Origin of the sequence: Oceanobacillus sp. FSL K6-3682 (assembly GCF_037976165.1) — a bacterium.
Lineage (GTDB): Bacteria > Bacillota > Bacilli > Bacillales > Amphibacillaceae > Oceanobacillus > Oceanobacillus sojae.
The window spans coordinates 2431542-2452766 of sequence record NZ_CP150263.1; the positions used below are offsets into that span (position 1 = coordinate 2431542).

Consider the following 21225-nt stretch of genomic DNA (forward strand, 5'->3'; position numbering starts at 1 on the left):
GAAATATACAGGGAACAAATTTCTGTTATAATAATGATTGTTTAAAGGTTGAATTATATGTTCCACTCAAGACGAATAAAGAGAGGTTTATGCAACCGCTACAGAAAAACACTACGCTTTCCGTGGGCTTGAGCTCAGCCTCCTCGAAAAAAAGAAGTTCGCTTTTTTTCTGCGGGGTCTTCCCACTGCGCTTTCCCACAGGAGTCTTCGTGTTTTTCTTTCGCTAGTTATAACGTTAACCTTTCTTGGTTTACTTTTATTATTAAAAAGAGACATGTAATTTAATAATTCAAATTATATCAGCAAAAGAAGTTCCTACATATAGGAGTCAAAATATAGAGGAGGATTATGGATGCAAGGAGAACAAGGTTATATAGAGCTGTGCCGAAAGATATTAGATGAAGGACTTAATCGTGATGACCGGACAAATACGGGGACATATTCGATTTTCGGACATCAGATTCGCTTTGATTTACAAAAAGGATTTCCATTATTAACTACGAAAAAGGTTCCATTCCGCTTAATTGCTACAGAGTTATTATGGTTTATTAAAGGAGACACAAACATCCGCTATTTACTAGAGCATAATAATAATATCTGGAACGAATGGGCATTTGAAAAATGGATTAAAAGCTCGGAGTATACAGGGCCGGATATGACAGATTTCGGTATACGCAGTCAGAAGGATGCAGCTTTTAAAGAGCTGTATGATCAGCAAATGGAGCTGTTTAAAGAGAAGATATTAAATGATGATGCATTTGCCAAAAAATACGGAGATTTAGGATCTGTATATGGAAAGCAGTGGAGAAAATGGGAAACTTCAAAAGGCGAGTCGATTGATCAATTGAAAGAAACTATTGAAGCTATTAAAAATAATCCTAATTCCAGACGTCATATTGTATCTGCATGGAACCCCGAGGATGTTCCATCTATGGCTTTGCCGCCATGCCATACACTATTTCAGTTTTATGTAGCAGACGGAAAATTATCCTGTCAGCTGTATCAGCGCAGTGCTGATGTATTTATAGGTGTGCCCTTTAACATTGCAAGCTACGCACTGTTAACACATTTAATTGCCCACGAATGTGGTTTGGAAGTAGGAGAGTTTGTTCACACCTTTGGAGATGCGCATATCTATTCCAATCATGTAGATCAAGTAAATCTGCAATTAGAAAGAGATATCCGGGAGCTGCCAGTATTAAAAATAAACGCAGAGGGAAAATCTGTTTTTGATATCGAAATTTCCGATTTGAAAATCGAAAATTACAATCCACACCCTACTATTAAAGCACCGATTGCTGTTTAAATGCTGCAACTACAAAGCTTGGAAAGGAGGCCAAAGCATGATTTCATTAATATTTGCCGCAAGCAGAAATAATGTTATCGGTTATCAAAACAAGATGCCCTGGCATTTACCGCAGGATTTGAAGTTTTTTAAAGAAAAGACTACTGGAAATACGATTGTAATGGGAAGAAAAACATTAGAATCTATGAATGGACCGTTGCCAAATCGACGTAATGTCGTACTGACCAGGAATAAAGATCTGGAAATTGAAAATGTAGAAATAATTCATGATTTATCTATAGTGGAGTATTGGAATAATGAACATCCCGAAATCGAATATTTCATCATTGGCGGCGGAGCAATTTATAAACAAGCAGTACCAATTGCTGACCGAATGTATATTACAAAAATTGATGAGGAATTCCCTGGTGACACATTTGCTCCAGCATTTGCTGAAGCAGAGTGGGAGCTTACGAAAAAGGAAAAAGGGATAAAGAACGATAAAAACCCTTATGACTATTATTTTCTGCAATATGACCGTAAAAATTAACTTGTCTAATGTTTTCTAAACATGCTATGATATGGGAAGAAAGAAAATGTTCTATACGTAAAGAAGGTGTCAATAGATGTTAGCAAACATAGGCATTCCGGGACTCGTATTAATCGTGATATTAGCTCTTATTATCTTTGGTCCGAATAAGCTTCCGCAAATAGGGAAAGCTGCAGGGCAGTCATTGAAGGAATTTAAAAATTCTACTCGGTCTTTAACACAGGATGTTAAAGATGAATCAGATGAGGTTAAATCCATTATCAAAGAAGAAAAATGAGTTAAATTCATGTACGGAGTTGATGGAAAATGAATATATTTTCAAATATTGGATTTCCCGGATTAATTTTGATAGTCATTGCCGCCTTGATTGTCTTTGGTCCAAACAAGCTTCCCGAAATCGGAAAAGCACTTGGAGAAACATTAAGAGAATTTAAAAATGCAAGCCAGGACATCATGAATGACAAACCTAAAAAGAAACAGTAATTAATTGCAGAGGTGTAGGGAGTATTCCTTGCATCTCTTTTGTGTCAACAGCTTAAGGGGTGGGTTGAACTATGTCAGAATCAGAAGAACATATAAATGGAGAAAAAGAAATGAACTTTGGGGGGCATTTAACAGAGCTTCGGAATCGTTTAATCGTCACTGCGATTGTATTTGTATTATTTTTTATAGTCGGCTTTCTAAATGTGAAAAGCATCTATACTTTTTTTGTGAATGATATTGATATGCAGCTGACCGTGATCAGCCCGGCTGAAATTGTCTGGATTTATTTTTCAATGGCTGGATTAATTGCATTGGCCACAACGATACCAATTATCGCCTACCAGCTCTGGGCATTCGTCAGCCCGGCTTTAACACCAAAAGAAAAACGTGTATCATTAGCTTATATACCAGGTTCGTTGATTTTGTTTGTGTTGGGACTTGTTTTTGGATACATTGTATTTATTAAGCTAATTTTCCCTTTTCTGTTATCATTAAATGATGGTATGTTTAATGTCATGTTTACGGTGGAGCGTTATTTTGGATTTTTATTAAAGATAACAACGCCATTTGCCTTTTTGTTTGAGCTTCCAATACTTACAATGTTTTTGACGAGCCTGGGTATCCTGACGCCAGCATTTATGGTTAAAAACCGAAAGTATGCGTATTTTGTTTTAATTGTTATTGGAGTACTTATTACACCGCCTGATTTTGTTTTGCAAATTGTTGTGGCAATCCCACTGATTATTATTTATGAAATCAGTATTCAGCTGTGTAAAGTTGTTTATAAAAAGAAACAGGCCCAGCATGAAGCATTTATGAAGGAGTAGGGGAGGGGAACAATGCATCAATCTTTTTATCAATTCTTATTAACACATCGCGGAAAGTTACAGCAGGATGATTACTCTAAGTTAGCTGATTGGGCTTTTTATGATCATCATTTCCCGCAGTACGCAAATAATTATGATGAAATCAGCGATTATCTGGAATGGAATAGTCCTTTCCCGGAAGCACTAAAAGCCTTTGATGAGCTTTGGACAGAATACGAATGGAAATATAGCAGCTGAAACAGGCTGCTTTTTTCATAGTTAAATAATAGGATGTTATCCATTTTATTTATGAATATATTGAGATAAGGAATTAATCAAACGTTTGATTAATTCCTATCTGACAAATATAGAAACTTTTCGACAACCTTTATAAATACCATTGTTTATTTGTTGATTCCTGCGGTTTCCCGGGAAATGATTGTGTGAATACGGGGAAATGTCTACACAGTTGAATGGCGTCCGCATACTCTATAAGAGGATGTTCAAAAAGTGAAATAATATAGATAAATAAGGGGTAGATAGCGATGGTTTTCCCATCTAGAAATCAAATGTCTCGTTCGCCGCGCCCCCCTTTTCGTAACAATCATAATAATTTGAGGGGGATTCCAAGAGAAATAAGAAATTCAAGTGGAGCAGCAGGTGCAAAAGGCGGATCAAGAGGTTTATCAAGTTTATTGTCCGGAGGTGCCAGTCAGGGATTAGCACAATCAGGAGGAATTTCTACACTTTCAAAAACACTTGGAGGGGTACAGCAGGTTCTGGGTGTTGTACAATCAACAGCTCCATTAATTCAGGAGTACGGACCAATGATTAAGAATATCCCTTCTATGTATCGGATGGTAAAAGCTTTTAAAACATTCAATCAGGAGGATAATGAAGCAGCTCCAGAGAATACAACTCCAGTTGAAAGTTCAAAATCAAATATTAAAATAAATCATCAGCAGGCGGAGCCAAAAGATGAAGTATCTGAGGAAATAAAAGCAAGAGGTGTTTCCACGCCAAAGCTGTACGTATAAAATCAAGAAGAGGGCTGTCTCTATGATTAATTATAAAAGCCTTCTGCTTGATTTTTTTTTATAAAAAAGGAAGAATAGGGAGAGAATAAATAACAGAAATAGTGATGGGAGGATATAAGTATGTCACAACAGAAAGAACTTGCCACTTTCGCAGGGGGATGTTTTTGGTGTATGGTAGAACCATTTGATGAACGTCCAGGTGTTATCAGCATCCGTTCCGGCTATACTGGTGGTCATGTTGAAAACCCGACATATAAACAGGTTTGTTCAGATACGACAGGTCATGTTGAAGCTGTTCAAATAGAATTTGATCCGAATATTATGCCATACAAAGAGCTAGTGGAGACCTTTTGGCAGCAAATTGACCCGACAGATGCAGGCGGTCAATTTAACGACCGTGGTGAATCCTATCAGACAGCTATTTTCTATCATGATGAAGAGCAAAAAGAAATAGCAGAGCATTCAAAGGAATTATTGCAGCAAAGTGGAAAATTTAAAAAGGATATTGTAACACCGATACTTCCCGCAAAACCTTTTTATCCAGCAGAAGAAGAGCATCAGGACTATTATAAGAAACGTTCTTTTCATTACAAAATGTATAAAAAAGGCTCTGGTCGAGAAGCATTTATTAAAGAAAATTGGCAAAGCAAACCTTCTGAAAAAGAATTAAAAGAGAAGCTGACACCGCTGCAATACCATGTCACACAAGAAAATGGAACAGAGCGGCCATTTGATAATGAGTATTGGAATAATAAAGAAGAAGGTATTTATGTGGATATCATTTCTGGTAAAGTACTTTTTTCGTCAAAGGATCAATACGATGCCGGCTGTGGATGGCCAAGCTTTACTAAACCGGTTGACCCGAAGCAAGTCACTGATGTTACAGATACATCCCATGGAATGATCCGGACAGAGGTCCGCAGCAAACAATCTGATTCTCATCTTGGTCATGTTTTTGAAGACGGGCCGAAAGAAACAGGAGGATTACGGTATTGTATGAATTCAGCAGCGATGCGTTTTATTCCAAAGGATAAGATGAAAGAAGAAGGATACGGTAACTATTTATATTTATTCAAGTAGTTAATAATATTATTATGTAAACAAGAAGAGGAGAACAAAAGAATGATTCATAAGAATTGGGAAAACAGAGAGACAGAAAAACAAATTAAATGTGTACATGCTGATGCAAAAAAATTTATTGTTGACCGTAAATTGACTCCGGGGAAGGTTTATGATGTAAAAAATGAAACAGAAGAGTTTTATTTTATCATTGATAACAGTGACCGCATTGGCGGCTTCAGAAAAGATTATTTTGAAGAATGTTAATCAGATAAATTGACAGGAGATAAGTGCTGCTTTAAAAGGATGCCTTATCTCCTTCTTACATATTTCTTCTTTTTTGATAAAATTGAGCTGTATAATGGTGTATGAAAACGAAATCAAGTTTTCATTTATTTTAAAATGCGTTATAATTACTTAATACATGAAAAACATTGATAAAGAGGAGGAGAATCTCGTTGGCTTTTATTATTACTTCACCATGTAAAACAGAAAAAGCAGGAGAATGCGTAGAGGTATGCCCTGTTGATTGTATAGAAGAGGGAGAAGATATGTTCTATATCGATCCTGATATTTGCATCGATTGCGGTGCTTGTGAGGCAGTTTGTCCAGTAGAGGCAATATATATGGAAGACGAAGTGCCGGATAAGGAAAATGAATATATTTCATTGAATCGGCTGTTTTTTGAAAACCGTTAATTATACTATACAAAGGCTGCTTACTGAATATAGAAGCAGTCTTTTTCTATGCTCTCATTTTAATTGCTTTCAATTCTTTTGAGTAACTGTAACTGAAAAGGAGATACTAAAGGAAACAAGCAAATGTGAGGTGCAATAAATATGAGTTCAAAATCAATTTGGCAGGTGGATACCGCCTTTAAAGAATTTCCTAAGCTTCAGGAAACGAAGCAAACTGAAGTCTGCATTGTTGGAGCTGGGTTAACAGGAATTACCGCTGCCTATTTACTTTCTAAAAAAGGAATGAAGGTTATTTTATTAGAGGCTGATCAAGTACTTAGCGGTGTTACTGGGCACACCACTGCAAAAGTAACTGCCCAGCATGGGATGATTTATGCAGAGCTAATCGAAACAATTGGTAAGGAAAAAGCAAAACAATATTATCAGGCCATGCAGGAGGCCATGCATTTTATTAAAAATGAAATCACAGAGAACCGGATCGATTGTAATTATGAAGAACAGGACGCTTTTCTATATACAAATGACGATGCTTATTTATCACAATTAGAAAAAGAAGCAGAAGCATATAAAGCTCTGGATATTCCAGGAGAACTCATTACAGAGATGCCTCTGCAAATTCCATCTAAACAAGCATTAAAAATGAAGAGACAGGCTCAATTTCACCCTTTAAAATATTTACAGTTTATGCTGGAGGAAGCTGTAAAAAATGGAACTGAGGTTTATGAGCAGACTGTTGCTATGACGCTGGAATATAATAGACGAAGTACTGTCATTACAAAGGATGAACATCGTGTTACCTGTGATTATCTGATTGCAGCTACTCAATTTCCTTATATTGATCATCAGGGTCTCTATTTTGCCAAAATGTACGCAGAGCAATCTTATATTGTATCAGGCAAATGGACAGGAGACTATCCGGGTGGAATGTATATCAACGTGGAAAATCCAACCCGTTCCATCCGGACTGCCAAGTTAAATAATAAAGACACCTATCTCCTTGTCGGCGGTGAAAATCATCGTTCAGGAGTAAGCTTGGACGAAAAATTATGTTATGAGAATTTAAAGGAATTTGCTAAAGAGCAGTTTGATATTGACGATATTTCTTATCAATGGTCTGCGCAGGATTTTACCACCTTGGATAAAATGCCGTATATTGGGCCAATAACCAAAGGGGACCCTTCGATATTTGTTGCGACAGGTTATAGAAAATGGGGAATGACAAATGGAACAATAGCCGCAAAAATCATCGCAGATACCATCACTGAAAATAACGAAAATCCATATAAAGAATTATTTTCTCCGGCACGCTTCTCCTCCAAACCGATGTTAAAGAACTTATTCAGCTTTAACATGGAGGTTGCGACAGAACTTATAAAAGGAAAATTGGATTTTCCTGCCTCCAGGGATATAGATGAATTAGAAGTGGGAGAGGCGGCAATTACAACTGTTAAAGGCGGACGGGTTGGTGTTTATAAAGATAAGGAAGATAAACTGCATGTTCTTGATACAACGTGCACTCATCTTGGCTGTGAAGTAAACTGGAACAGTGCGGACAGAACATGGGACTGCCCTTGTCACGGGTCCCGTTACCATTATGACGGAGAAGTCATGGCAGGACCGGCGAAGGAACCCTTGAGAAAAGTATCCCTTGATGATTGATAAATAAAAGGAGCACTGGTGCTTTTGGGCTAAAGTGTTCCTTTTATTTATTTTATCGGCAGCAATAATTGACTTAACTTTTTATTACATATAGTGTACTATGTATAAATCAAATAAATTATAAAATTTATCGATTTAGAAAAAGAAGGTGTTTTATATTGGAGACAGAGATAGCAAATATTATCACAACAATTGCTTCCATTACAATTTTTATTAATTTATTATTGGCACTTGGCGTATTGTTTTTTGAAAAACGTGATCCAGGATATACTTGGGCATGGCTATTGGTTTTATTTTTCCTGCCTATTGTCGGATTCTTAATTTATATCTTTTTAGGACGAAGTTTAAAACAGAATAATTTCTATGGGTTAACAAAGGAAGAACAAAAACTGCTTAAAGAAGAAGTTGATACACAATTAAAGATAATAGATGAAGAGAAACGAACTGATATACCATGGTTAACACAATATGAGGAGCTCATCACAATGAATTTGCGTTCCTCCCATGCCAGATTATCCGAGGATAATGAAATGGTCATATTTAGTGATGGCCATAAGAAATTTGATGCACTGTTAGAAGATATTGCCGCTGCAAAACAAGAGATTAATATACAATATTACATTATTCAGCCTGACAATCTTGGAAGAAGACTTAGAGATGCCCTGATAACAAAAGCAAAAGAGGGCGTAAAGGTCCGTGTCTTATATGATGAAGTCGGATCAAAAAAATTGCCATCCAGATTCTTTAATGATTTAAAAGAGGCAGGCGGGCAGGTACGAGTTTTCTTTCCATCTTTTTTAAAGCTGATTAACTTCCGGATTAATAACCGGAATCACAGAAAGCTGGTCATTATTGATGGCGCACTTGCTTATATTGGCGGCTTCAATGTAGGTGATGAATATCTTGGAGAGGATAAAAAATTCGGCTATTGGCGCGATACACATTTTAAAATATACGGAAATGCAGTTAATGATATTCAAGTCAGATTTATTATGGACTGGCATCAGGCTGGAAAAGACAAACAACATGATGATTATAAAGAGTTTTGCTTTCATATGAAAAAACACCATGGAACAAGTCCTGTACAAGTTGTCTCCAGCGGCCCAAACTCAGAAACAGAGCATTTAAAGAATATGTATATTAAAATGATACTCTCCGCCAAGGAAAGCGTCTGTATCCAAACACCATACTTTATACCAGATACGAGCTTTATGGATGCTTGTAAAATGGCACTTTTATCCGGAGTAGATATACGAATTATGATTCCGTGCAAGCCGGATCATCCATTCGTATATTGGGCAACTTGGGCATACGCAGGGGATTTACTGGACTATGGCGCAAAAATATTACTCTATGATAACGGCTTTCTGCATGCCAAAACAATTGTAGTAGATAAAAAAATTGCATGTGTTGGAACTATGAACATTGATTCCCGAAGCTTTCGATTAAATTTTGAAGTAAGTGCAGCAACGTATGATGAAAATGTTTCCGAGGAATTATATCGTATATTTGAAGAGGATTGCAAGCTGTGCTCTGAATTAACACCTGAGCGCTACAGCAAACGCTCTTTATGGATAAAATTTAAAGAGGGTATTTCCCGTTTATTATCACCAATCCTGTAAAAATAGACCTGATACAGTTTATGCTATACTGTATCAGGTCTATTTATTTTAATATTTTACATCAAAAGAGGAATACTCAGGATCTCCGGAAAGCTTATTGACATCCATCTCACTTACTTTTGCAAAGCGGGTGAGCCCTTTTTTTATTTCTTCAAGAAAACGGTTAATATTGTTATCTTCTCCATATGCCTCTAAAGAAACAGCGCCGTCATCTTCATTTTTTACCCATCCGGTAATGTTATGACTCATCGCAGCATGCTGTGTGAAGTAGCGGAAGCCGACACCTTGTACACGTCCCTGGACTCTGACAGATACATATTTCATAGATAATCACCTCTTAATAGATATGATAGCATAATTTATTTATCAAATTACAATAAAGTGATGTAATATTCCGGATGAATATTCCGAAAACTATAAAATGTTAAATAAAGGAAGCTTTATTTAATGAGATTAATAATAAGGAATATTAAAATAGGGGAGATAGATGATTTTTCATCTGTTTTGATAGAAGCAGTAGAATGGTTGAAGTAAACTGGTAAAGAAATGTGGTATATTAAAGACCTGTTATATTTAAATAAGGTTGCTGTCCGAAGGAAATTTGCTAAATCAGGAGTTATTGCTGATATGATAAATTTGGCCAAGCAGCAAGTTAGATTGCAAATGAAGAAATACTTCAGACGGGCACTGTGCAGCTGTTAGAACAAATTTATGTCATTTTTACGAGAATCAGAGGTTTAAACGAATCGGCAAACATTGGCGGATTTATGGTATTGATAACAGGTGAGCTAAATTAAACATAAAAGGAATTAGAGATTCTAATAACGTAAAAACTTTAGTGTTATCTCAATATCCAGAGTATACTTTAATGTGAGACAGTTTATTTTGCAATTTCCCATAATAAATATTATGTAAAGTAGGAAAATTTTAAAAGAAAAGAGGTTGCTCATTACAACCTTTCAATCAACAAAGTATATGCTTTGCTCTATTACATCATTTATAATGATATTTCACTTTTTGCTAATAAATTTTTCAATTCAATTTCGATTAAATTCATCCGTAATTCCTGGATTTCTAGGCATTATTTTATCTCCTTTCATTTGTATTCCTTGTCTTCAATAATACAAACATTTGTTCGCGTTATCAAGTAGAAATCCAGGTGGATTTAAAACTTTAAAGCGAATTATACAGCACTAGGATACTCATTCATCAGTTTTTGGCATATCCATCTTGTCTACAGCATTTTTTAAATCATCATTATTAATATGTGTGTAAATCATCGTCGTTTGTATCGATGAGTGTCCGAGCTGGCGTCTTAATTTCGGTACATCGTTAATCTCACTATGATATCTGGTTGCAAAGGAGTGTCTTAATTTATGAACGGATAATGACGGTTTTCCGAAAGCTTTTGCATATTTTTCGATTAATTTTTCAATAGAACGTGCGGTTAATCGTCTCGGCGTTCCTTTTGGCCCCATTGCAGCAGCGATGAATAAAGCTTTATTTGCTTTCTCGACATGATAGCGTTCCGACCTGATTTGCAAATACTCGTCCAAATCATCCATCGCTTGCTTACTGAAATAAACATATTGTTCTTTGTTTCCTTTGCGAATAACACGTGCAGTATATTTGCTGTGATCAATATCATCTAAATCCAGATTCACAACCTCTGAAAGCCGTAATCCGGAACCTAAAATAAGCGAGACAATTGCTGTGTCACGTTCACGGTTTAGAAGGTGGAAGTTTACGAGTTTTTTATTATCTTTATAAAGCTCGCCATAGTCATAGGCAATAAATTGGCGAAATCGTTCATATTCATCACCCATTAAGATTTTTCCTTCCATTTTGTTTGCAGTTGTTTCCATACTTTCTTTTATATCGTTGAATTCAAGCTTTGCCATGACATTACGCCTTAAATACGGTTGTAAATCACGTGTTTCGGCAATATTCTGCAGGTAATTGAAAAGCGATTTTAAAGCTGATAATTTACGGTTAATCGTAAGTTCTTTATTATGTAACTCGTATTTAAGAAAAGCCAAAAATCGCTCAGCTTCCTGAACAGTTAGTGATTCAAGTAACTCAAGCGGTAAATCTTTCAGTTCGCCAGAATAATAATTTTCAGTAACGAGCCAATTGAAAAAGATTTTATAATCATGCGCATAATTCAGCAACGAAGCTGCCGATAATTTTCTTTCTTTGTAATTAATAAATTCCTCAACATACCAAGGAAGTTCTTTAAGTAAAGTTTGAAGTTTGTTATATAGTTGCTGCTTTGAATGGTTTGTCATTAGATCACCTCATAGATTAATTTTACAAGACTTTAATTAAAATTACAATTTATTACGTCAAATTTATATTTTACGTAATAATATAATTAGATATTATTTCTTTCATATCACTTCTATCTTCTTTTGCTAAATGACTATAAAGTTTAAACCGCCTGCCCCCTTTTATTGTTTTCAAAATGAGATAAACCCGTCTTGAATATTTTTTCAAAACGGGTTTCTTATTTTATAAAATTTATTTATTATAAGCAACTATTATAAATCGATGCTCATAGTTTAAAATATAACCATTCAACGTTAATTCTTTATAGGCATCCAACAGCTGTTCAAAGTTATCCTTTACATTAAATGCCGGAAATTCCCACTCAATAACTTTTGCATAGTAAATTAAGCCTTTCATATTAAAAAACTTTTGGTAAGGAAAATATTCATCAGCAAACACTATCTCAAAACCACTGTCATTTAGTTCATGCTGGATATTTCTCAAATTTAAGTTTCTATATTTTGGTTGAAAGTCTGGAATAAGCATATTTGATAAACGGTTTCCATTTTCTCCGCCAACCTGTTGAGTAATAAATACACCGTTTGGTTTTAATACTCTTTTTACTTCGTTAACATTAAATGATTCATGTTTATTCAATATAATATCAAAACTATTATCATCATAATCAATGATGTCATCGTCAGCGATCGGAGCCAGGTTTATCCCTAAAGGAACTAATTTTCTTTTTAAAAGCTCAATATTAGGCTGCCAGCCTTCTGTTACGGATGTTTTTTCATAAGGATGATTTAGAGACAGAAGAAATTCCCCGCCTCCTGTACCCATATCGAGTAATTCTAAATCTGGAGATAAATATTTGTTTACTGTTCCAGTATAATTCCATGGGAGAGCTTCATTTTCCCAATCGTCCTTTATATAAGAGAAATCCCACCCTTCAAATTTTACTTCTTCATACTTTATCCATTCGTTTTTTAACGTATTTATATTCATCATAACTAACCCTCCACTTTTTAATTTATTATGTGGACGATACAGTTAACTGATAGATGCTTCGGTTAAGCTCGATACAGGCTCCATCAGATTTATTAACTGTATCGAGTAATTAATTCGTTTCATATTGATGAGTCCCTCCTTCTAGTATTCTCCGTTAAAATAATTGTAATTATAAATTTTTCTGATTAATTTAAATATATCAAACTTTTTATTATATTATCAAGATTAATTGTTAACTTCTTGAAAAAAGCGTGTTTATTTGAAACATACCGCTATTTTTCCTCAGTAACTGATAATTCTTTTGTTACTCCATAATGATTTCCTGCTTCCATATCAATAAATTGACCGGTCGTCCCATTGAAGTTTTTTTCTTCAATATAGTAACCAAGCTTTTGGACAACCTTGTCATCATTTGAAAATAACAATCGATAATCAGCACCTGGAATATCTATATTAGCGGTTGATGAGGAATTTGCAGATTCCAGTTCTTCTATTAAATCATTTATCAGAGCTTCATCTGTAACAGTACTAACTAATTCGTCATTATCCCAGTTCTGTATTTCAATGGATGTTATATTTTCATTATTAAAAAGTTCATTTTGCTGGCGGCAAGCAACTAAAGAAATCATGGCTATACAAATAAAAAGAATGATTCTTTTACGCATTATTTCATGCCTCCTATTTTCTTCAAAATATCCCCTCCGAATTATTTATTTGGTTTCAGAACTATTCCCTAGTTAGGTAAAATAAAACAATATCACACCTGCACTTTGCAGCATAACGGATAAGTATTTACAAGATAAAAAGAACCATCCCTTTTTCAAAGATAATGGTTCTTATAACTATTATTTGATTTTTCCTTGATATTCCTGTATTTTTTCCGTTACTTCTTGAAAATCTTCTCTTAATAGAAGTGTTTCTTGTTTTATTAACTTCTTCAATTCTCTTTCTTCCTCGTGTTCAAAATACCATTGTGCTTGATGAAAGCTATTGAATAGAAATTCGGATGCCATTAATAAATCATTAAATTGTTTTTCTATTTCTTCGTCATTTGGAACCAAATTTAATCGTAGATATTGCGTTCTTCCATGGATGCTATCATATAAGGATTCAATAGATTCTTTATCTATTTTATTAGGGTTTCCACTCTGATACAGCTCTATTAGCTCGGAGGACTTTTTAAGCGTATCTTCTATGTGTTCATTGATAAGCTGCCAAAATTGATCTTCTACTGGTTCTCGATCTGCATTGTTCAGGTGTTCTGATTCTGCACTCTCCGTTTTCTAATTTTCATAGCGGGAACAACAAATGCTTTCAGAATAGGGGACTCATTTGAATATATTTTGCACAATCCTTCTTTGCAAGATTTAACCTGAACTTCATTTTCCTGTATCAGATCTAAATCGACATTATTTATAATACCTCTAGCTGCATTTTCCGCTACGATATCATCCAATTTATCTTGATTGTCCTTTAAGTAGTATTTCATCCATTCTTGAGCATCTATTTCTGTTAAGAATAATTCTGTTGTAACTTCCTCCAGGTGGTAATAATATCCTTCTTTCAAAGATGTTTCTTCAGATTCTACCTCTTTATCATCTTGAAAAAATGAACAACCTCCCAATATCAATAAAGAAATTAAAATGATCATTTTTTTCAATAAAAGCAGCTCCTTCGTACATTAGTTCTGTAACAGCTTGAAATATCATACTCCTAACGTCCAAAGACATGCATGCAATAAACCTCTTGCCTTGAAGAGAGTAGGTGATAACCAGCTATAATTTGACTTGTTTTTTTTTTTTTTTTATTTTAGTTATATTTTCATATCTAATCCTAACAGAAAATGGTCCACCTCGTATATATAAATATTTAGGGGAAAGGACATAATTTAAATGAAAAAGCACCCAATGAGGCCTTCATACTGATTGGTCCAATGATGGTGATGGATTAATGGCAATATGCCTTCCCGAACAGCTATGAACTTCCAAAGCGGATCTTTGCATATTGTTCAGCTTAGTAACTATCAGATATTAACGATGAATATACAGATTATAAAATCAATTGTTGACTGGACTGCAAGAAAATTTCATATCGCGGGTCCTTTTGCATTGGCAATTACGAATCGATTATTAGAATTGGGATGGATAAGGCATGGAAAAGTGCATCGCTCTATTAAAGTAACAGAACTTGGGCATTTGGCTTTGATCTATTGTCATGATAATATTTTTAAAATCATCTTGCTACGTTTAATTTTTTCAGTCTCCCATAAAAAATCTCTCCATTGTATAGATACATATACAACAGAGAGTATACTATTATCCCATTATTCTATTTTTATAATGCTCTTCAATCAAATAAGCTGTTTCTTCAATCGATTTATCAGTTACATCAATTGTATACACACCAAATCGTTTAAAAACCTGTTGCGAGTATTCGAGTTCATTATAAATTTTTTCTAAATCAGTATAGCTGGTTGAATGGCTTAAGCCCAAGGAATCTAAACGGTTACTTCTAATTCTTGATAAACTGTCCGGCTGGCAAACTAACCCCACCAATTTCTGCGGCTCTACATTTTCCAAAACTTGCGGTAATGGAACCTCGGGAATCAGCGGTAAATTAGAAACTTTGTATCCTTTATTTGCTAAATACATACTTAAAGGCGTCTTTGAAGTTCGTGATACGCCTAACAAGACGAGATCCGAGTCTACAAACCCCTGCGGATTCTTACCATCATCATATTTCACTGCAAATTCAATAGCTGCTATACGGTTAAAGTATTCCGTATCTAATTTATGAACAGTTCCAGGTTCTTCGATTGGCTCCGAGCCGGTTCTTGCTTGAATCATTTCAAAAAATGGATGCATCAGATCTAAATACAACAGACCGGTGCGCTTGCTGAAATTTCGGGCGGTTTCTGCCAGCTGACGATTAACTAAGGTACTTATTACGATCGCTTTATCCTTTAAAGCATCACCCAAAATTTCCAGTAACTCCTCTTCCCTGTTTACTAAAGGAAAGCGGTAGCTTTTATTAAAATTCAAATCTGGATATTGTGCACTGACGGCTGTTAGCAGTTTTTGTGATGTTTCTCCTAATGAATCAGAAATGGAGTAGACGATGATTTCATTTTTCATAATAAATTGATATCCCCTTTATTTGTTTAATTCTGCATTTCTGGCTTGCTGCGTAATATAATTGAGCAAGCGTGACTTCGTAATTTTACCAATCACTTTTTTGTGATTTTCCTCTTCAACGACTGGAAGTGAATCGACTTCAAAATCTTGTAAAATCGTGGCAGCTTCCAATATATTGATGTTTTTTTCACAGACTTTAATATGTGGTATTCGTGTCATACACACCACAACCGGCGTATTATCAATATCGGAATTTAATGATGCCCTCAATAGATCCTTCCTGGATAAAACACCTAACAGCAGTTTTTCTTCATCCACCACATATAAAGAACCTACATCATAAATAAACAAATTGGTGATCGCATCCCGAATGGATGTGTTTTGATTAACTAACAAAGGCGGAATCATAATTTCATCGATTTTTGTATCAAAGGTCTTAAAAAAGAAAAAGGTTTCTAGATCCGAACCTGCATACGTGTAGCCGATTTTTGGTGTGGCTTGTAAAATACCTGCTAATGTCAAAAAAGATAAATCTGAACGTAAAGTGGCTCTGGAAACATCTAATAACTCAGATATTTTTTCACCACTAACTGGTTGGTAGTCTTTTACTAATTGAATGATTTGTTCCTGTCTTTCACTTAATTTCATTACCTGGACCTCCAAAAAAAGAAAGCATTAAAACCATTTTCTTGCTTATTATGAGTTTATTATACATATATTAACGAATTATTCAAATGAATAATCACATAATTCTATATTGACAAACATATTTACGGCATATATGATGATTATTAAATAAATGTGACACATATTGATTTATAGGAGGTATATTATGAGAAAGCTAATCTATACGTTTAATGAAGGACGAAGTGAGAACAAGGATCTGTTAGGCGGCAAGGGCGCCAATCTCGCTGAAATGACTCACTTAGGATTACCTGTCCCCCAAGGGTTTACGATTACCACGGAATGTTGTATGAACTATTTAGATGATGCAGCTTTTTTCGAAGAACAGTTAAAAGTACAAGTTTTGAAAGCGATTCAAAATTTAGAGTCAGAAACGGGTAAATCTTTTACATCCGAGGAAAATATTTTGTTAGTTTCTGTTAGAAGTGGCGCTGCCTTTTCAATGCCTGGCATGATGGACACCATTTTAAATCTTGGCTTAAACGATCTTAGGGTTCAAGCTTTTGCAAAATTGACCAATGTGAACTTTGCCTTCGACTGCTACCGTCGTCTCTTACAAATGTTCGGTGACGTCGTTTACGGAATCCATAAAGAACAATTCAATGTGCTGCTGCATCAAACAGAAAGCCGTTTAAATAAAAAAGTAACTGATTTTAACGAAGCAGAGCATTTGGATGTCATCGAGCTTTACAAGAATTTATTTCTTAAAAATAAAGTAGCCTTTCCACAAGATCCAATGGAGCAATTATTCGAGGCAACGAAGGCTGTTTTCAAATCCTGGAATAATCAACGGGCGAAAGTATACCGTGATCTGCATCATATTCCCCACCATTTAGGGACGGCAGTTAATGTCCAGTCGATGGTCTTTGGTAACAGCGGTGAAGAAAGCGGAACAGGAGTGGTCTTCACTCGTAATCCATCCGTTGGTGAAAATAAATTATTTGGTGAATTCCTAATTAATGCACAAGGAGAAGATGTTGTTGCTGGAATTCGCACACCCGAGCCAATCGAAACCTTACAAGCAATTCTGCCAGAAGCTTATAATGATTTTATTAAATATTCTCATAAGCTGGAACAGCACTATAAAGACATGCAGGATATCGAATTTACAATCGAAAATGGCAAGCTGTATATTTTGCAGACCAGAAACGGAAAGCGCACTGCTAAAGCTACCTTGAAAATCGCTTTGGATTTAGCAGCTGAAGGTTTGATTTCAAAGAAAGAAGCGATTATGCGCGTCTCCCCTGAGGTAATCGATCAACTGATTCATCCGGTCTTCGATACAAAAAAACTAACAACAGCAAAAGCTTTCGCAGCAGGTTTGCCTGCCAGTCCGGGTGCAGCAACAGGATCAATCGTCTTTACAGCTGAGAAAGCAAAAGAATACACTGCTTTAGGAAAAAAAGTGATTCTGGTCCGTCAGGAAACCTCACCAGAAGATATTGAAGGTATGGTAGTCAGTGAAGCAATTGTTACCAGCCGCGGTGGAATGACATCGCATGCAGCAGTTGTTGCCAGAGGGATGGGAACTTGCTGTGTAACTGGCTGTGAAGCATTGACAGTCAATGAAGCCGCTAAAACCGTATTATGTGGTAATCATACATTAACGGAAGGCGATATGATTTCTGTTGATGGCAGTACTGGAAGCTTATATTTAGGTGAAATTCCTACCATTGTTCCTGAAAACGATCAGAGCCTACAGCAATTACTTGCCTGGGCAGATGAATGTGCTGAATTGAAGGTTCGTGCGAACGCTGAGACATTACAAGACTTACAAACGGCGATTGATTTTGGCGCAACAGGAATTGGTTTGGCTCGGACAGAGCATATGTTTTTTGGTGAAGAACGTGTGCTGGAAATGCGTCGTTTGATTCTGGCTAAAGATGAACAGGAAGTTCAGTTTGCTTTAAATAAATTACTAAGCTTCCAGCAGGAAGATTTCTATCAAATGTTAAAAACCGTTCAAGATAAACCAATGGTGATTCGTTTACTTGACCCGCCAATGCATGAATTTTTACCGCATGATACGAATGAAATCAAATCATTAGCTGAACAGCTGAACAGATACCCATCTGCTGTTAAAAAGCAAATCGAAAAATTACAAGAAACCAATCCGATGCTGGGTCATCGCGGCTGCCGCTTAGGAATTACTGAACCGCGCATTTATCAAATGCAGGTCAAAGCGATCTTCAATAGCGCCATTCAATTAGCAAAGGAAGGCTTGACCGTTTGTCCAGAGATTATGGTCCCTTTGATTTCAGAAAAAGAAGAGTTGGACTACATTAAAAACTTTTTAACAAAGACCATTGAGGCAACGTTTAAAGAGCATCAAATAGATCCCTTCCCTTACGAAATTGGTACTATGATTGAATTACCGCGTGCGTGTATCATTGCTGATCAATTAGCAGAAAATGCCGATTTCTTCAGTTTTGGCACCAATGATTTAACTCAAATGACTTTTGGGTTTTCACGGGATGATATCGGTAAGTTTATCAATATCTATAAAGAAAAACAGATTATGCAGCAAGATCCTTTCCAAGTTCTGGACCAAAGCGGTGTAGGCGAATTGATCAAGCTTGCTGTCAGCAAAGCCAGACAAACGAAAGAAAATATGATGATTGGTATTTGTGGCGAAGTTGGCGGTAATCCTGAATCAATCGCTTTCTTCCAACAAATTGGCATCGATTATGTTTCTTGTTCTCCATATCGTATTCCAGCTGCCCGTTTAGCTGTAGCACAAGCAGTATTAGGATAGAAATAAGCCGCCTGTTCTCAAATTTTGAATAGGTAGCTATAATATTTTCTTCAATTTATATAAAGCCATTACTACCTGATTAGCTGATTTTGATCAAGTAGTAATGGCTTTACCATCAGAACTTAGTGTTATCTGCTCTTGTTATTAAAATGGTGGATTCCCCTATTGTTTTCTAATTGGTCTTCCACTACTCCACTTTGATAACTTTCATTCAATTGATTTTGCACTGCTTGGACACCTTTGTTATCTTCAAATAAATGATTTTTCTTCTTTTTATTTTTTTTACTCACTGCTGACACCTCCTTATTTTTTAGTATGCACAAAACAATGTAACAGCCTTGTGATAATTACTACCAAATAATGGTGGTATCGCTTTGGTTTGAGTATACATTTTTTATATGATATAGAAAGGTAAATATCGTCGTAAAAGAATTTACTGTAATTTATTAACTTCCTTTATTCAATCTTTATCTGAATATCTCCTTCCAGTTCGTCCCCTTCCAAACTGAGATATTCCCAGCCTCATTGTAAATCAATGTTTTCTGTATGCTCTCCCTGGCCTTCAAACAATAATTGCTTCTCTGAATCAGCGGTGTTCCAATATACTTTTGCCTCTCCGCTTTCGATGTTAGCGTTATAGGTGATCTGAATCGTCTTTCCTTCCCTTCCATCAAGCGATGCGCCGCCAAACAGATTTTCTCTGCCTGAAAAATGTTGATATACCGCCTCATACGTTCCTGTATAATCATCTTTTCCAAATGCTCTTTCTCCTTCTAATGATTTGTCTTTTGTTAATGAGGGTTCACCAAAAAAGCTGGTAATTTTATCTCCTGCTTTTCGTATAGTTTCACTAAAAAAATTTTCATTATCATTTGAGCTGGAAGAACTGCAGCCAACAAGTAAAATAAAAGTGGCTGTTAAAGCTATCAAGATTAGTAAATGTTTTTTCATTTGTACTGCTCCTTATTTCTTTGACTTCATTTTAATCTAAAAGAAATCCGCTTATTCAAGTACTGCTGTGTTGAAAGCTCTCTTCCTTCATTTCTTTTTCACTTTTACATATTTCAACGATAGTTCCTTTATCTGAGGAAGAAAAATGAGCTTGCAGTTTCATTTTTTGCAACATGTAATTGGATATCAAAAAGCCGATATCTGCTGCGCTATCATAAGAAGAACCTTTCATATCAAGCTCTTTATCCATCACAATTATTCGTTCTTGTTTTACATCCACCGTAATACCAACGTATGTCCCTTTTACCGCATGACGTAATATATTTTGAAATAGATAATTGAACATACGAGTTATCCATTTAGGGTCTATCTTCCAATAAAATGTTTTTTCATCTGGTAAATCTACATCAATACGAAAGCTTTCTTTTTCAAATTGGGGATACCAATTGGCTGCAAAGTTTCTGACTAAACGAACCATATCTGTAGTTGTCGGATGGTATGGATATTTTCTGGATGTAATCATAGTATACGTGAGTAAATCCTCCATCCAGTCACTAATCTCCAGGATTTGATGGTCGATTTTTTTTAAAGATGCGATACCTTTAACACTCAAGCATTCATTACCCAATTGGAAAACATGCCTGCGCATAATGGTAAGCGGTGTCCGTACATCGTGTGAAAGATTGGCAATAACCTGTCGATTTATAGATTCTTCTGAGTTTTGTTTCCAATTCTTGTGAAAATGATGAGGTTGATGATGTTTTTTTTTCGTTCAATATATTCTCCCCCTCCTTCAGCTCTTCCTGCGTCTATTCATGCTCCAACGGCAAATAAAGTAAATCACCAGTAAAACTATTGTTGGGATATTTTGAGCAATGAGCATATAGGCGTTCATGTTTAAGGCCATATCGGAAAAGAAATCTGACTTTAAAAACATATATATGGTATAACTCAGAGATACGATTGGGAAAAGAAGTCCCATTAATCGATTCTTCCTGGTTGATAGAAAAAACTGTATTCCTAAAATTAAAATCCCGCCAACAAAGACAAGTAATAACTCAAATAGACTTAAATGCATAAATAATGACCTCTTTCATATAACTAATTTATCGCAGTGTAACTGGCTATAAGACTCCCGCTTCAAGAAATGAAGGAAACTTTTTATTTCTAAATGGGAAGTCCAACAGCCAGTAACGGCTCGATTCGTTTAAGGGCCTTTAGGT

At 35.6% G+C, this 21225-nt stretch carries 24 protein-coding genes; 13 read left to right on the forward strand and 11 right to left on the reverse strand.

The window, feature by feature from the left end; translation table 11 throughout:
* Positions 1–352: 352 nt before the first annotated feature.
* From MHH51_RS12070 to cls, 12 genes are all read left to right on the forward strand, one after another.
* Positions 353–1306, forward strand: a complete 954-nt coding sequence (locus MHH51_RS12070; protein ID WP_339282172.1) for a thymidylate synthase — start codon at positions 353–355, stop codon at positions 1304–1306.
* Between the two features lie 37 nt (positions 1307–1343).
* Entirely contained in the window at positions 1344–1835 is a 492-nt protein-coding gene (locus MHH51_RS12075) for a dihydrofolate reductase (RefSeq protein WP_147207747.1), read from the forward strand.
* A gap of 76 nt (positions 1836–1911) precedes the next feature.
* Positions 1912–2112 (forward strand): twin-arginine translocase TatA/TatE family subunit, encoded by a 201-nt coding sequence (locus MHH51_RS12080; RefSeq protein ID WP_147207746.1) that lies wholly within the window; start codon positions 1912–1914, stop codon positions 2110–2112.
* A gap of 35 nt (positions 2113–2147) precedes the next feature.
* A complete protein-coding gene (locus MHH51_RS12085) occupies positions 2148–2318 on the forward strand; it encodes a twin-arginine translocase TatA/TatE family subunit (RefSeq protein ID WP_147208056.1) in 171 nt (56 codons plus the stop codon).
* Positions 2319–2389: 71 nt separating this feature from the next.
* Positions 2390–3145, forward strand: a complete 756-nt coding sequence (gene tatC, locus MHH51_RS12090) for a twin-arginine translocase subunit TatC (RefSeq protein WP_339282173.1) — start codon at positions 2390–2392, stop codon at positions 3143–3145.
* Between the two features lie 12 nt (positions 3146–3157).
* Positions 3158–3382 (forward strand): YozE family protein, encoded by a 225-nt coding sequence (locus MHH51_RS12095; RefSeq protein WP_339282174.1) that lies wholly within the window; start codon positions 3158–3160, stop codon positions 3380–3382.
* Between the two features lie 287 nt (positions 3383–3669).
* Positions 3670–4161 (forward strand): YqfQ family protein, encoded by a 492-nt coding sequence (locus MHH51_RS12100; protein ID WP_246144993.1) that lies wholly within the window; start codon positions 3670–3672, stop codon positions 4159–4161.
* 120 nt (positions 4162–4281) lie between these two features.
* A complete protein-coding gene (gene msrB / locus MHH51_RS12105) occupies positions 4282–5241 on the forward strand; it encodes a peptide-methionine (R)-S-oxide reductase MsrB (RefSeq protein WP_339282175.1) in 960 nt (319 codons plus the stop codon).
* Between the two features lie 42 nt (positions 5242–5283).
* Positions 5284–5487, forward strand: a complete 204-nt coding sequence (locus tag MHH51_RS12110) for a DUF6501 family protein (protein WP_147207742.1) — start codon at positions 5284–5286, stop codon at positions 5485–5487.
* Between the two features lie 191 nt (positions 5488–5678).
* Entirely contained in the window at positions 5679–5918 is a 240-nt protein-coding gene (locus MHH51_RS12115; protein WP_147207741.1) for a ferredoxin family protein, read from the forward strand.
* Positions 5919–6059: 141 nt separating this feature from the next.
* Positions 6060–7577 (forward strand): FAD-dependent oxidoreductase, encoded by a 1518-nt coding sequence (locus MHH51_RS12120; RefSeq protein ID WP_339282176.1) that lies wholly within the window; start codon positions 6060–6062, stop codon positions 7575–7577.
* A gap of 158 nt (positions 7578–7735) precedes the next feature.
* Positions 7736–9199 carry a cardiolipin synthase gene (cls, locus tag MHH51_RS12125; RefSeq protein WP_246144991.1) on the forward strand — a complete coding sequence of 488 codons (1464 nt, stop codon included), beginning with the start codon at positions 7736–7738 and terminating at the stop codon, positions 9197–9199.
* 48 nt (positions 9200–9247) lie between these two features.
* Here the strand turns inward: cls and MHH51_RS12130 are convergent, their stop codons facing one another.
* From MHH51_RS12130 to MHH51_RS12160, 7 genes are all read right to left on the reverse strand, one after another.
* On the reverse strand, positions 9248–9523 hold the full coding sequence (locus MHH51_RS12130) for an acylphosphatase (RefSeq protein WP_339282177.1): 276 nt from the start codon (positions 9521–9523) through the stop codon (positions 9248–9250).
* Between the two features lie 878 nt (positions 9524–10401).
* Entirely contained in the window at positions 10402–11487 is a 1086-nt protein-coding gene (gene xerS, locus MHH51_RS12135) for a tyrosine recombinase XerS (protein ID WP_156985343.1), read from the reverse strand.
* A 232-nt stretch (positions 11488–11719) separates the two neighbouring features.
* Positions 11720–12478, reverse strand: a complete 759-nt coding sequence (locus tag MHH51_RS12140; protein WP_222595709.1) for a methyltransferase domain-containing protein — start codon at positions 12476–12478, stop codon at positions 11720–11722.
* 272 nt (positions 12479–12750) lie between these two features.
* Positions 12751–13143, reverse strand: coding sequence for a hypothetical protein (locus MHH51_RS12145; protein WP_339282178.1), 393 nt, complete (start codon positions 13141–13143; stop codon positions 12751–12753).
* A 587-nt stretch (positions 13144–13730) separates the two neighbouring features.
* Positions 13731–14138 (reverse strand): hypothetical protein, encoded by a 408-nt coding sequence (locus MHH51_RS12150; RefSeq protein ID WP_339282179.1) that lies wholly within the window; start codon positions 14136–14138, stop codon positions 13731–13733.
* 655 nt (positions 14139–14793) lie between these two features.
* Positions 14794–15612 (reverse strand): pyruvate, water dikinase regulatory protein, encoded by an 819-nt coding sequence (locus tag MHH51_RS12155; RefSeq protein ID WP_147207733.1) that lies wholly within the window; start codon positions 15610–15612, stop codon positions 14794–14796.
* Between the two features lie 18 nt (positions 15613–15630).
* On the reverse strand, positions 15631–16260 hold the full coding sequence (locus tag MHH51_RS12160; protein ID WP_147207732.1) for a CBS domain-containing protein: 630 nt from the start codon (positions 16258–16260) through the stop codon (positions 15631–15633).
* A 184-nt stretch (positions 16261–16444) separates the two neighbouring features.
* Here MHH51_RS12160 and ppdK point away from each other — a divergent pair, with 184 nt between their 5' ends.
* Positions 16445–19051 carry a pyruvate, phosphate dikinase gene (gene ppdK / locus MHH51_RS12165; RefSeq protein ID WP_339282180.1) on the forward strand — a complete coding sequence of 869 codons (2607 nt, stop codon included), beginning with the start codon at positions 16445–16447 and terminating at the stop codon, positions 19049–19051.
* A 128-nt stretch (positions 19052–19179) separates the two neighbouring features.
* Here ppdK and MHH51_RS12170 read toward each other — a convergent pair whose 3' ends face one another.
* From MHH51_RS12170 to MHH51_RS12185, 4 genes are all read right to left on the reverse strand, one after another.
* A complete protein-coding gene (locus tag MHH51_RS12170) occupies positions 19180–19341 on the reverse strand; it encodes a hypothetical protein (RefSeq protein ID WP_339282181.1) in 162 nt (53 codons plus the stop codon).
* A gap of 232 nt (positions 19342–19573) precedes the next feature.
* Entirely contained in the window at positions 19574–20002 is a 429-nt protein-coding gene (locus MHH51_RS12175) for a hypothetical protein (protein ID WP_339282182.1), read from the reverse strand.
* A gap of 55 nt (positions 20003–20057) precedes the next feature.
* Positions 20058–20651 (reverse strand): ATP-binding protein, encoded by a 594-nt coding sequence (locus MHH51_RS12180; protein WP_339282183.1) that lies wholly within the window; start codon positions 20649–20651, stop codon positions 20058–20060.
* The gene (locus MHH51_RS12185) at positions 20623–20778 is read right to left on the reverse strand and encodes a hypothetical protein (protein WP_339282184.1); all 156 of its coding nucleotides are present in this window, start codon (positions 20776–20778) and stop codon (positions 20623–20625) included. Before MHH51_RS12185 ends, MHH51_RS12180 begins: the two co-directional genes overlap by 29 nt.
* Positions 20779–21225: the final 447 nt, after the last annotated feature.

Coding starts and splice junctions, on each gene's coding strand:
- msrB (WP_339282175.1), top strand. CDS start 4,282: ATGTCACAACAGAAAGAACTTGCCACTTTCGCAGGGGGATGTTTTTGG.
- MHH51_RS12155 (WP_147207733.1), bottom strand. CDS start 15,612: ATGAAAAATGAAATCATCGTCTACTCCATTTCTGATTCATTAGGAGAA.
- MHH51_RS12175 (WP_339282182.1), bottom strand. CDS start 20,002: ATGAAAAAACATTTACTAATCTTGATAGCTTTAACAGCCACTTTTATT.
- MHH51_RS12070 (WP_339282172.1), top strand. CDS start 353: ATGCAAGGAGAACAAGGTTATATAGAGCTGTGCCGAAAGATATTAGAT.
- MHH51_RS12095 (WP_339282174.1), top strand. CDS start 3,158: ATGCATCAATCTTTTTATCAATTCTTATTAACACATCGCGGAAAGTTA.
- MHH51_RS12120 (WP_339282176.1), top strand. CDS start 6,060: ATGAGTTCAAAATCAATTTGGCAGGTGGATACCGCCTTTAAAGAATTT.
- MHH51_RS12080 (WP_147207746.1), top strand. CDS start 1,912: ATGTTAGCAAACATAGGCATTCCGGGACTCGTATTAATCGTGATATTA.
- xerS (WP_156985343.1), bottom strand. CDS start 11,487: ATGACAAACCATTCAAAGCAGCAACTATATAACAAACTTCAAACTTTA.
- MHH51_RS12180 (WP_339282183.1), bottom strand. CDS start 20,651: ATGCGCAGGCATGTTTTCCAATTGGGTAATGAATGCTTGAGTGTTAAA.
- MHH51_RS12130 (WP_339282177.1), bottom strand. CDS start 9,523: ATGAAATATGTATCTGTCAGAGTCCAGGGACGTGTACAAGGTGTCGGC.
- MHH51_RS12110 (WP_147207742.1), top strand. CDS start 5,284: ATGATTCATAAGAATTGGGAAAACAGAGAGACAGAAAAACAAATTAAA.
- ppdK (WP_339282180.1), top strand. CDS start 16,445: ATGAGAAAGCTAATCTATACGTTTAATGAAGGACGAAGTGAGAACAAG.
- MHH51_RS12075 (WP_147207747.1), top strand. CDS start 1,344: ATGATTTCATTAATATTTGCCGCAAGCAGAAATAATGTTATCGGTTAT.
- tatC (WP_339282173.1), top strand. CDS start 2,390: ATGTCAGAATCAGAAGAACATATAAATGGAGAAAAAGAAATGAACTTT.
- MHH51_RS12100 (WP_246144993.1), top strand. CDS start 3,670: ATGGTTTTCCCATCTAGAAATCAAATGTCTCGTTCGCCGCGCCCCCCT.
- MHH51_RS12145 (WP_339282178.1), bottom strand. CDS start 13,143: ATGCGTAAAAGAATCATTCTTTTTATTTGTATAGCCATGATTTCTTTA.
- MHH51_RS12160 (WP_147207732.1), bottom strand. CDS start 16,260: ATGAAATTAAGTGAAAGACAGGAACAAATCATTCAATTAGTAAAAGAC.
- MHH51_RS12140 (WP_222595709.1), bottom strand. CDS start 12,478: ATGATGAATATAAATACGTTAAAAAACGAATGGATAAAGTATGAAGAA.